This is a genomic window from Nocardioides sp., from assembly GCF_047606145.1.
Classification (GTDB): Bacteria; Actinomycetota; Actinomycetes; order Propionibacteriales; family Nocardioidaceae; genus Nocardioides.
The window spans coordinates 1-10,629 of the sequence record NZ_JASGET010000039.1; the positions used below are offsets into that span (position 1 = coordinate 1).

The window sequence follows — 10,629 nt, forward strand, 5'->3', positions numbered from 1 at the left end:
AGGTGCTCCAAGATCCCCCGCCCCAACCGGGCGAGCTGGGTGGGCCCGAACTGGCCGGCATACCCGACGAGGTCTTTCTCGGCACGTGCCAGGAGTTCGGATGCGAGACCGTCGGGGAGCTCGTCGAGGACCCGCACGATCACCCGGGCCTGCGCCAGGGACACCGAGCCGTCACCGACGGCGGCGGCCACGAGGTGCCACCGGGTATCCAAAGCGGTCGCGAGTCGGACATCGGCGCGGGCCTCCCCGCATCCGACCCGCAACTCGGTGGCGCACCACGCCGAGACGTCCTTCGCCCCGATCTCGGCGGCGATGTCACCCGAGACCGCCAGCACCTGCAGGCGTAGCCCGGCCAGCCGTGCCTCGGCCTCGTAGAGGTCCCGCAACACCTGCTGCTTCTCGCCCACACTCAGGTACATCGGATCCAGGTCGGCCGCCTCACCCAGGGTCTGGTTCACCGTCGCGACCGCGGCCAGCAACGGCGCCGGGGCACCCGGCACCCCGTATCCACTGTTACCCAAGTCGTTGTCGGTCATGGCACTGTCCCGCCGAGAGATCCTGCATCCGAGTGATGCAGTACGGATATCGTCTCATGAACACATGTTCGAATCAAGTATTCTCGGTGGGTATTTCGATGGATTCGTGGATGTCTTGTTTTCCACCGGATTATCCACTGTTGTGGATAATTTCGGGACTATTGGTGCCGACCGTGGCGCGGATTCTTGGTGGTCTCGATACGCTCGCTGGCGCTCGCTACTCGACCAACAGAACGACGGCCCGCTGGCGCTCGCTACTCGACCAACAGAACGACGGCCCGCTGGCGCTCGCTACTCGATCAATAGCGACCGCGCAGATCACGCTCGCTACTCGACCAGCAATCGCTCTGGTCCCCGTCGGTCGAGTAGCCCTCGCGAGGAACGAGCGAGGGCGTATCGAGACCACGCCGCAGATCGCCGTGGCAGGTCTCGATACGCTCGCTACTCGACCAACGAAACGGCGTCCGCTACTCGACCGGCAGCCACGATCTGCCTGGCGCTCGCCATTCGACCGGCGGGGTGGGGACTCGGCAGCGGCCCACAGTGCATTCAGTGCATTCAGTGCATTCAGTGCATTCAGCGCATTCAGACGACCACGACGCGGGGCCGCTGCAGGTCGGGCAGGTCGCGCAGCCGGCCGAGCGGCTCGGCGAGGGCGGTGTCGTCGGTGAGGATGTCGTCGACCTCGTCGATCGCCGCCACCCGGCCGAGCCGGACGCGTCCGATCTTGGAGCCGTCGGCGACCACCACGACCCGATGCACGGCGGCGATCATCGCGCGCTTGACCTCGGCCTCGGGCAGATTGAGGTTGGTGATGCCGCCGGTGGCGTCCACTCCGTTGCAGCCGATGAAGGCGACGTCGGCGTGCACGCGGGCCAGGACGACGTCGGCCAGCGGCGCGACCAGCGAGTGCTGCAGCGGTCGCAGCGTGCCGCCGGTGACGACCACCCGCAGTCGAGGTACGGCGGGCTCGAGGGCGAGCGCGAGGGAGAGGCCGTTGGTGATGACGGTGAGGTCCCGCAGCTCCTCGCGGCGTACCAGCTCCCGGGCGATCGCGGCGGTGGTGGTGCCGACGTCGAGCAGCAGGCTCATCCCCGGCTCGAGCAGATCGACGGCGGCAGACGCGATCCGCGCCTTCTGCGTCGCGGCCTCGACCGCGGTCTCCTCGAAGGACCGCTCGAACAGCGACGGCGAGGTCGGCATCGCGCCGCCTCTGATCCGGCGTACCGTGCCGCCGTCCTCCAGCACGTCCAGGTCGGCGCGCACGGTGACCGCCGAGACGCCGAAGGCATCGCTGAGCTCCGCCACGCCGGCGAAACCCTGTTCCTCGATCAGCGCGGACATCCGCTCCCGGCGTTCGCGTGCTCCCAGGGGACCAGACTCCATTCCGCGACGATCACCCACCGACGCGTGGTTGTCAATACGAAAGTGAACTGGTTTCGAAAGCGAAACCGCTCTAGGCTGCCGACGTGACCCCGATCGTGAAACGAGTCTCGCGGCTGGCCGACGGGCGCGAGCTGATCTACTTCGACGACCCCGACACCCGGCTCGGCCCGGACCGCGCGCCCGACCTGCGCGATCTGCCGGCCCGGCCGGAGACGGCCACCATGCGTCAGGACCCGTTGACCGGGGAGTGGATCTCGATCGCCACGGCGCGACAGAACCGCGCCGTGCTGCCGCCGGTCGAGCTCGACCCGCTGGCACCGCAGACGCCGCAGAACCCCTCCGAGGTGCCGTCGGCCTATGACGTGGTGGTCTTCGAGAACCGCTCGCCCTCCTTCGGCCCGGAGATCGGTGGTCCCGACGCTCCCGCGCTCGCGCCGGGCGTCGGCCTGAACCGTACGGCGCCGTCGGTCGGCCGCTGTGAGGTGATCTGCTTCAGCCCGGAGCCGACCGGCTCGTTCGGCTCGATCAGCCGCGTCCGGGCCCGCACGGTGATCGAGGCCTGGGCGGATCGGACCGCGTCGTTGTCCCGGGTCCCGGGAGTGGAGCACGTCTTCTGCTTCGAGAACCGGGGCGAGGCCATCGGCGTCACCCTCGGCCATCCGCACGGCCAGATCTACGGCTACCCCTACATCCCGCCGCGTGCGCGAGCGGTGATCGGCTCCCTGGAGCAGTACGGGCCCGGGCTGTTCGCCGACATCCTGGCCAGCGAGCGTGCCGGCGAGCGGGTGGTGCTGTCCGGCGAGCACTGGACGGCGTTCGTGCCGTTCGCGGCCCGGTGGCCGATCGAGGTGCACCTGCTGCCGCACCGCCATGTCCCGGACTTCCCGGCGACCAGCGCGGCGGAGCGGGACGAGCTCGCCACGCTCTACCTGCGTCTGCTGCGTGGGGTGGACGCGCTGTACGGCGACCCGACGCCCTACATCGCCGGCTGGCACCAGGCCCCGGTGCACTCCCATCGCGACGACTTCCGGCTCTCGCTGCAGCTGATCAGCCCGCGCCGCGGCGAGGCGAAGCTGAAGTACCTGGCCGGTAGCGAGGCGGCGATGGGCGCCTGGGTGGGCGACGTCGCGCCGGAGACCCAGGCCGTCCAGCTGCGCGAGGCGGTCGCCCGCGCGGACGCGGAGTTCCCGGTATGAGCCGGGCGAGCGGGCTGGCGCAGCAGGCCCGAGACGGCTTCCGTACGGCGTTCGGCGCGGAGCCCGACGGGGTCTGGTCCTCGCCCGGGCGGGTGAACCTGATCGGCGAGCACACCGACTACAACCTCGGCTTCGTGCTGCCCTTCGCCATCGACCGGCGCACCCAGGTGGCGATCCGGCTACGTGCGGACGGCCTGATCCGGGTCGGCTCGTCGATCGCCGCCGGCATCGCGGAGCACGATCTGCGGCAGATCACGGCCGAGTCGGTGGACGGCTGGTCGGCGTACCCGTTCGCGACCGCGTGGGGCCTGGGCCAGGTGGGGGTCGACCTGGCCCAGGCGACCGGCTTCGAGGCGTACTTCACCTCCGACGTCCCGCTCGGCGCCGGGCTCTCCTCCTCGGCCGCGATCGAGTGCGCGCTGGCCTTCGGACTGGACGAGCTGTGGCGCGCCGGTCTCGGCCGGGACGCCCTCGTCCGGGCCACCCATCTGGGTGAGAACCAGATCGTCGGCGCCCCGACCGGCACGCTCGACCAGTCGGCCTCGCTGCTCTGCGTGGCCGACGCCGCGCTGTTCATCGACTGTCGCGACGGCAGCCATCGGCCGGTGCCACTGGGCCTGGACGGCGCCGAGCTGAGCGTGCTGGTCATCGACACCCACGTGCAGCACGCCCACGCCGAGGGTGGGTACGCCGCCCGGCGTGCCTCCTGCGAACGAGCCGCGGCCGGCCTCGGCGTGAGGTCGCTGCGGGAGGTCGGCGTCGCGGACCTGCCGCGGGCGGCGGAGCTCCTGGACGAGGAGACGTTCCGGCGGGCCCGGCACATCGTCACCGAGAACCAGCGGGTGCTCGACCTGGTCGGCGTCATCGCCGAGTCCGGGCCGACCGCGATCGGAGACCTGCTGGTCGCCTCCCACGTCTCGATGCGGGACGACTTCGAGATCTCGGTGCCGCAGCTGGACGCCGCCGTCGAGGCGGCGATGGCCGCCGGTGCGATCGGTGCCCGGATGACCGGCGGTGGCTTCGGCGGAGCGGCCATCGCGCTGGTCGGCAGGGCCACGGCGGAGACGGTCGCCGAGGCGGTGGCCAAGGCGTTCGCCGAGCGCGGCTACGCCGCGCCGACGATCTTCGAGGTGCAACCCTCGGAGGGATCCCGCCGGGAGGGGTGAGCCAGCGCCCGGCCGGCGACCCGGGCCGGGCTCCGGGGGACGATCCGACGAGTGCGTCAGGCGCGGCGCGCGTCACCTTGGCGCGCGGTGATCGGGCCTGATCGTCCTGATCGTTCGGGGATTCCTCGACGGCTCCTGTCGGCGAGGCGCAGCGGTGCGCGGTCTCGGCGTTTTCCGGCGGAACTGGCTATCGACACCGCTGATGTTATCTATCTCGATCCGCGATGAGTCCATAAGTGGTTGAAATCCCACAGAACCGCAGGCCGCAAGATCTGTGGATCGACTGCCAATGTGGCCGATGAAATTCGCGAAAAATCCGAATTTCGCCGCCGATACGGTGCGCTCGGAGCGCGGCCCGCAGGCGCCGACGCCGCCCGCCGCTGCCCGTTGACACCCGTTGTGTGGCGGGTGTCACATGGGCAGGGAAATGGGCAGCTCGGGCGAAATGTCGAACCGGAGATCTCCACGTCGACGCTCGTGCGGCTCGCGACATCAATAGTCGGTCGGATATTTCACAGTCGGCGTACAAGGAGGGCGAAATGAGCTTGAGTTCAACGCGAAATCACGACGCTGGGTCGGGCGGCGAGGGGAGCAGGAGCCGGCTCCGCACGGTGTGGGCGCTGCTCACCGCGCTGGCGGCCGCGGTGGCGCTGGCCGTCACCGGCGGATCGTCGGCACCGGGGGCGGCCAACGCCGCGACCGCATCGACGGCGACCTCGTCCACCACCTGTTCGCGCTCGTGCATGAAGGCGATCGTGAACGAGATGCTGCAGTCGATGGTCAAGCACGACCCGACCACGCTGCCGCTGGCGAGTCTCTACACCGCGACCGAGAACTCCCATGCCGCCGCGCTTCCGATGATGACGGCGTGGCGGACGATCACCAAGGCGGGCAAGCCGAGCCTGTTGGCGATCGACACCGAGGCGGAGACCGCGTACTTCGCCCTCGACGTCACCGAGGGCAAGAACGCGCACGGGCAGCGCTCGATCCTGTGGGGCTTCATCAAGGCGGTCAACCAGAAGATCAAGTACCTGGACCTGTACATCAACCGATCCCGCGGGGACCACGGGTTCTCCTACTCCTCCTCGGAGCTGAAGGCGAACTACAAGATCGTGATGAACCCGCCGGCGGACCGCACCAAGGCGAGCCGGGAGACCCTGGACGAGCTCGGCGAGTCGCAGTGGGACACCAGCTCCGACTTCACTCCCAGCGTCTCCTCCGACTGCGTGTTCACCGAGATGGGCTGGAGCGTCATCGACCCCGGGGATGACGGCACCGGCAGCACCAACCCGCTCGGATGCGTCTGGCCGGCGCAGCGTCCCACCGACAGCAAGGCCAGCAACGTGGTGATCGACACCAAGCTCGGGATCGTGGTCAGCATGGGCACCGTGAAGGGCAAGGTCTTCCCTTACCCGTACTACGAGGACGGCAAGATCACCAAGATGATCTCCGCGTTCATCCCGAACCAGATGACGGATGCGCAGGAGGCGCAGGTCGAGTGGTACAAGGCCTACCTGAAGGAGTCGGACGCCCAGCCGATGCCGGCACCGGTCGCCTCCACGGGCATGACGCTGCGCGTCGACCAGTACTACAACGACGAGCTCATGGCGGACCAGATCCAGGTCAACCTGGCGGCGGCGGGCGCGACCAACATCTGGCAGAGCAAGTCGATCGCGGCGGAATAGGTCGACCCAGGTCGAGCCGAGTCGGCCCGACACGACACAACGGCCGAACGCGGCCCGGTGGCAACCGCCGCCGGGCCGCGACGGCGTGATGGCGTGATGGCGTGATGGCGTGATGGCGTGATGGCGTGATGGCACCGGCTGGCACACTGGGGCCCGGCGCATCCGAGCGTGGGAGGAGAGCGATGCCCTACCTGGACGTGCGTGGTGTGCGGAGCTATCACGAGACCAGCGGTGAGGGTCCACCGGTGGTGCTGCTGCACGGGGGCTATTGCTCGCTGGAGGTGCTCCGGCCGCTGTCGGAGTCGCTGGCCACGGGATACCGGGTGTACGCCGCCGAGCGTCCGGGGCATGGCCGGACCCCCGACCGGGAGGGCGGATACTCCTTCGCCGAGTCGGTCGGCGACACGCTCGCCTACCTCGACGTACTCGGCCTGGAGGACGCCCACCTGGTCGGCTACAGCGACGGCGGGGTGATCGGCCTGCTGCTCGCCCGCGACCACCCCGAGCGCGTCTGCTCGCTCGTCGCGATCGGGGTGAACGTCGATCCCAGCGGCTTCGTCTCCGACGACCTGCACGAGCGTGCGATGCCGGCCGAGCCGATGAACGTCATCATCGAGCAGTACGACGCGTTGTCTCCGGACGGCCCCGAGCACGCGACGGTGGTGACCGAGAAGCTGCACGCGATGTACGCCGTCGAGCCGGATCTGCCCGCCGAGTCGCTGGGGGCGATCGACGTGCCGACGCTGATCATGGCCGCGCAGCACGACATGGTCGCCCTCGAGCACACCGCGTTGATCGTCTCCTCGATCCCCGGCGCGCAGCTGTGCATCGTGCCGGGCGCGAGCCACCTGCTGGTGCTGGAGCGGCCGCGGCTGGCCGGCCAGGTCGTCCGGGAGTTCCTCGACGGGCTCGGCGACCGACGGGGGTAGCGATCGCTGGAAGGATGTGCGCATGCCGCACCCAGGGCCGACGACGAGGCCGAACACCGAGCCCAACACGGGGCCCAACACGGGGCCCAACAAGCCCAACACCGAGCCGATCCGGATGCCCGAGCTGATGTCGCACGACCGGGCCGATCTGGACCGGTTCCTCGACGGTGTGGTGCTCGCCCACGTCGCGTTCGTGGACGACGCTGGCGCTCCGGCGGTCGTCCCGACGGCGGTGGCTCGCTGGGGCGATCGGCTGGTGGCCCACGGCTCCACCGGGTCGCGGTGGATGAGGCAGGTGGCCCGGGGCGGGCCGGTCGCGGTGTCGATCGCCGCCATCGACGGCATCGTGGTGGCGCGATCGGCCTTCGAGAGCTCGCTGATCTACTCCAGTGCGGTGCTGTTCGGCTCGTTCGTCGTGCTCGCGGGGGAGGAGCGCGCCGAAGCCCTGGACGTGCTCACCGAGCGTCTGCTCCCGGGTCGGACCGACGAGGTGCGGCCGCCGACGACGCGGGAGATCGCCGCCACGATGGTGCTCGCCATGCCGATCGCGGAATGGTCGCTGCGGATCTCGGACGACTGGCCGGAGGACGCCGAGGACGACGTCGCCGGATCGGCGTGGGCGGGCCAGCTCAGGTTCGGCGCGCCGACGGCGACGCCGTTCGCCGCGCCCGATCTGCGTCCAGGGGTGCCGGTGCCCGCCTCCGTCGCCGCCGTACGTGGCGTGCGTTAGACGTCCTTCCCACGGACCTGAGGTGACGTGAGCCGACGTGCGGGCGTCGGCCGACCTCGACGTGGACCGCCCGGCTACTTGCGGTGGATCGAGTAGGTGCCGCTGCTGGCCGCGTCGTCGCGAGGGGCCGTCCATGCGCTGCCGTCTCCTCCGAGAGCCTCACGCGGATACGCGGACACCGCATCCACCACCAGGGCGACCCGAGTGGCATCCTCGTCGGTGGTCTCGGCGACCTTCTCGCCGGCGACGCCGCCGAGGGTGTGTTCGCCCTCGACGATCGTGAGCAGCGCCTTGGGTGCCGGGCTCAGGTGGTAGGCATCGGTGAACCAGTCGGGTCCACGGGCGGTCATCGGCGACCGGTCCTTCCCACCCGCGACCGGGAGCCGCCGACGGCGACGACGGTCATGTCGCGCGGTCGTAGGCGTCCTGCGAGGCGGAGATGTCGCTGAGGTGTTCGATCGCCCAGGCCTGGAGGGCGGTGAGTGGTTCCAGCAGCGTTCGCCCGGCGCTGGTGAGTGCGTACTCGACGCGGACGGGCACCTCGGGGTAGACCGTGCGGCTCACGAGGCCGTCGCGCTCGAGTCCGCGGAGGGTCTGGGTCAGCATCTTCTGCGAGATGCCCTCGATGCGTCGCCGGAGCTCGGAGAAGCGAGCGTCGCCGTCGCCCAGGGCGCCGATGATCAGGACGGTCCACCGATCGCCGATGCGATCGAGGATGTGACGGGTCGGGCAGTCGGCGTTGTACGGGTTGCTGCACAGCACGAGGAGTAGGTTACTACAAAGTGCCTTCTTCCGAATCCATCCCTGCTCTCCTATGGTGACTGGCGTGCCCGTCCAGCAGGCCGGGGACTCCACCTCAACGAAAGGCACTCATGTCTCGCATCGTCGTCATCGGAGGCACCGGCTATGCCGGATCGGCCATCGTCGCGGAGGCTGCCGCTCGCGGTCACGAGGTCACGGCATTGAGTCGTTCGCTCCCCGACGACCGGGTTCCGGGCGTGGACCACATTCCGGGGGACGCGACCGACGAGAAGGCGCTGGCCTCGGTCATCTCCGGTGCGGACGTGGTGGTGGCCGCGCTCGCACCACGCGGACCGCTCGCCGGGCCCTTCCGCGAGGTGAACCGTACGATCGCGCGCCTGGCCGACGCCGCACACGCTCGACTCTTCGTCGTCGGCGGCTACTCGTCGCTGCGTCCGGCCGCGCGGGCTCCGCGCTTCGTGGAGGACCTCAGCCACGTGCCGGCCGAGGTCCGCGACGAGGTCCTCGACGGGGCGGCACTGATCGTGGAGGACCTCCCGGCCACCCCGGACACCCTCGACTGGGTGTTCGTGAGTCCGGCCCTCGCGTTCGGCGCGTTCGCACCGGGGGAGCGGCTGGGTGAATACCGGCTCGGGGACGACGTCGCCGTCCAGCCCGACGACGGCGGAGCGATCTCCGCGCCGGACTACGCCATCGGCTTCGTCGACCTCATCGAACACGACGACCACCACCGCGCCCACGTCAATCTGGCCCACTGAGCGCCACGCCGGTACGCCGCGTCCTCACCCTGCGCTCCTCGCAGGGGATGACGGGGATGCCGAGCGATGGCTGCGCAGCTGGGCCGGATCGTGCGGGTCGGCCTTGTCCGGCCTTGTCCGGCCCTTGTCCCGGACGACTTCGCCGGACGTAGCCGATTGGCGGAGCGGTCGTATTCGGATCGGGCAGACAGCCCGGCGATCGCGTGTCAGTCTCCGGGGCCGAACCAGGTGGCGAGGGCCCGCAACGCCGCGACGGTCCAGATCCACCACCAGCTCGTCACCGCCCCAGCCGCGATCCGTGAGCGCTATCGCGTCATGGGTGCCGAGAAGCGGATCAAGGTCCTCGCCTGTGTCCAGATCCGTCCCGACCGGGACCCGATCGAGCGCGCGATCTTGCTGTCGCTCAAGACGCTGGCCCAGCGTTGCGTCGAGCTGCAGCGTGAGCGCGACAAGCTTGAAATCGAACTCGACGCGATGGTGACCGCCGCCAACCCCGGCCTTCGCGCCGCCTACGCCATCGGACCCGATACCGCAGCGCAGCTGCTGCTCACCGCCGGCGGCAACCCCGAGAGGCTCCGTAGCGAAGCTGCGTTCGCCGCGTTGTGCGGGGTCAGTCCGATCCCAGCTTCGTCCGGCAAGGTCACCCGCCACCGCCTGTCCCGAGGTGGTGACCGCGCCGCCAACAGCGCGCTGTACCGCATCGCCCTGGTCCGCATGTCCAGCGACCAGCGCACCAAGGATTACGTCGCCCGGCAGCGCCAAGCAGGCCGTAGCACCGCCGAGATCATGAGGCTTCTTAAGCGCGCGATCGCCCGTGAGGTCTTCCGCTACCTGAGCACGCCGGTGGTCGTTCCAGCCGTCGACGACCTCCGTCCACTGCGTCAGTCGAAGAACATCACGCTGACCACCGCCGCGAACGAGATTGGTGTCTGGCCCATCACCATCAGCGAGCTCGAGCGTGGCATTAGGCGAGACGACGACCTCGCCCAGACCTACCGCGCCTGGCTCACCGCGGCATGACGTCGCCTGAGGAATGATGAGTCGGCATGGGCGCTCCGACACCGCACTCAGGGACCGCACGGGTCTACGTCGACGTGGTCGGCGACCTGTTCCACGCAGGCCACGTCGAGTTGCTCCGAGCCGCCAGGGCCCTCGGTGGCTACTTCATCGTTGGCGTCCTCGCTGACGAGACCGCGCAGGCCTACAAGCGGCGGCCAATCATGACGTTGGCCGAGCGGGTGGCCGTCGTCGAGGCATGCAGATACGTCGACGAAGTGATCATCGGCGCGCCGTTCCAAGTCGATGAAGGCTTCCTGTCTGAGCACGACATCGATGTCGTGGTCCACGGCGACGACCTAGGACGTGTTGGTAAACGTGGTCATTGTGCCCAGATCAGGGATGCTGCGAGGGTGAGCCCGGCGAGGTAGGAACGGGCGGTCTTGTCGTAGCGAGTGGCGATTGCACGCCACTGCTTGAGCTTG

General features: G+C 69.5%; 13 protein-coding genes and 1 pseudogene. 8 read left to right on the top strand and 6 right to left on the bottom strand.

Going from position 1 to position 10,629, the window contains the following annotated elements:
• A partial coding sequence (locus QM638_RS05735; RefSeq protein WP_415140987.1) for a DUF222 domain-containing protein occupies window positions 1-536 on the bottom strand: 536 nt, incomplete at its 3' end.
• Window positions 537-1,121: 585 nt separating this feature from the next.
• Window positions 1,122-1,922, bottom strand: coding sequence for a DeoR/GlpR family DNA-binding transcription regulator (locus QM638_RS05740; RefSeq protein WP_415140988.1), 801 nt, complete (start codon window positions 1,920-1,922; stop codon window positions 1,122-1,124).
• An 83-nt stretch (window positions 1,923-2,005) separates the two neighbouring features.
• On the opposite strand from QM638_RS05740, the gene galT reads away from it, so the two are divergent.
• On the top strand, window positions 2,006-3,118 hold the full coding sequence (gene galT, locus QM638_RS05745) for a galactose-1-phosphate uridylyltransferase (RefSeq protein ID WP_415140989.1): 1,113 nt from the start codon (window positions 2,006-2,008) through the stop codon (window positions 3,116-3,118).
• On the top strand, window positions 3,115-4,284 hold the full coding sequence (gene galK, locus QM638_RS05750; RefSeq protein WP_415140990.1) for a galactokinase: 1,170 nt from the start codon (window positions 3,115-3,117) through the stop codon (window positions 4,282-4,284). The genes galT and galK overlap by 4 nt, the downstream gene beginning before the upstream one ends.
• 562 nt (window positions 4,285-4,846) lie before the next feature.
• Here galK and QM638_RS05755 read toward each other — a convergent pair.
• Window positions 4,847-5,029: a hypothetical protein gene (locus QM638_RS05755; RefSeq protein WP_415140991.1), complete on the bottom strand. Its 183-nt coding sequence runs from the start codon at window positions 5,027-5,029 to the stop codon at window positions 4,847-4,849.
• On the opposite strand from QM638_RS05755, the gene QM638_RS05760 reads away from it, so the two are divergent.
• From QM638_RS05760 to QM638_RS05770, 3 genes are all read left to right on the top strand, one after another.
• Window positions 5,028-5,969, top strand: a complete 942-nt coding sequence (locus QM638_RS05760; RefSeq protein ID WP_415140992.1) for a hypothetical protein — start codon at window positions 5,028-5,030, stop codon at window positions 5,967-5,969. The genes QM638_RS05755 and QM638_RS05760 overlap by 2 nt on opposite strands.
• 182 nt (window positions 5,970-6,151) lie before the next feature.
• Window positions 6,152-6,898, top strand: coding sequence for an alpha/beta fold hydrolase (locus QM638_RS05765; RefSeq protein ID WP_415140993.1), 747 nt, complete (start codon window positions 6,152-6,154; stop codon window positions 6,896-6,898).
• A 22-nt stretch (window positions 6,899-6,920) separates the two neighbouring features.
• On the top strand, window positions 6,921-7,628 hold the full coding sequence (locus QM638_RS05770) for a pyridoxamine 5'-phosphate oxidase family protein (protein WP_415140994.1): 708 nt from the start codon (window positions 6,921-6,923) through the stop codon (window positions 7,626-7,628).
• A 74-nt stretch (window positions 7,629-7,702) separates the two neighbouring features.
• On the opposite strand, the gene QM638_RS05775 is transcribed toward QM638_RS05770, so the two are convergent.
• Both QM638_RS05775 and QM638_RS05780 read right to left on the bottom strand, forming a co-directional pair.
• A complete protein-coding gene (locus QM638_RS05775) occupies window positions 7,703-7,978 on the bottom strand; it encodes a hypothetical protein (protein WP_415140995.1) in 276 nt (91 codons plus the stop codon).
• A gap of 52 nt (window positions 7,979-8,030) precedes the next feature.
• Window positions 8,031-8,390: a winged helix-turn-helix transcriptional regulator gene (locus tag QM638_RS05780; protein ID WP_415140996.1), complete on the bottom strand. Its 360-nt coding sequence runs from the start codon at window positions 8,388-8,390 to the stop codon at window positions 8,031-8,033.
• Between the two features lie 110 nt (window positions 8,391-8,500).
• Here QM638_RS05780 and QM638_RS05785 point away from each other — a divergent pair, with 110 nt between their 5' ends.
• The 3 genes from QM638_RS05785 to QM638_RS05795 all read left to right on the top strand — a co-directional run bounded on the left by QM638_RS05785 (window position 8,501) and on the right by QM638_RS05795 (window position 10,575).
• The gene (locus tag QM638_RS05785; RefSeq protein ID WP_415140997.1) at window positions 8,501-9,148 is read left to right on the top strand and encodes an NAD(P)-dependent oxidoreductase; all 648 of its coding nucleotides are present in this window, start codon (window positions 8,501-8,503) and stop codon (window positions 9,146-9,148) included.
• A gap of 315 nt (window positions 9,149-9,463) precedes the next feature.
• Window positions 9,464-10,168, top strand: coding sequence for a transposase (locus QM638_RS05790; RefSeq protein WP_415140998.1), 705 nt, complete (start codon window positions 9,464-9,466; stop codon window positions 10,166-10,168).
• 26 nt (window positions 10,169-10,194) lie between these two features.
• The gene (locus QM638_RS05795) at window positions 10,195-10,575 is read left to right on the top strand and encodes an adenylyltransferase/cytidyltransferase family protein (protein ID WP_415140999.1); all 381 of its coding nucleotides are present in this window, start codon (window positions 10,195-10,197) and stop codon (window positions 10,573-10,575) included.
• On the opposite strand, the pseudogene QM638_RS05800 reads toward QM638_RS05795, so the two are convergent.
• Window positions 10,527-10,629 (bottom strand): annotated as a pseudogene (locus tag QM638_RS05800) (IS5/IS1182 family transposase); the annotation flags it as partial. The gene QM638_RS05795 and the pseudogene QM638_RS05800 sit on opposite strands and share 49 nt — an antisense overlap.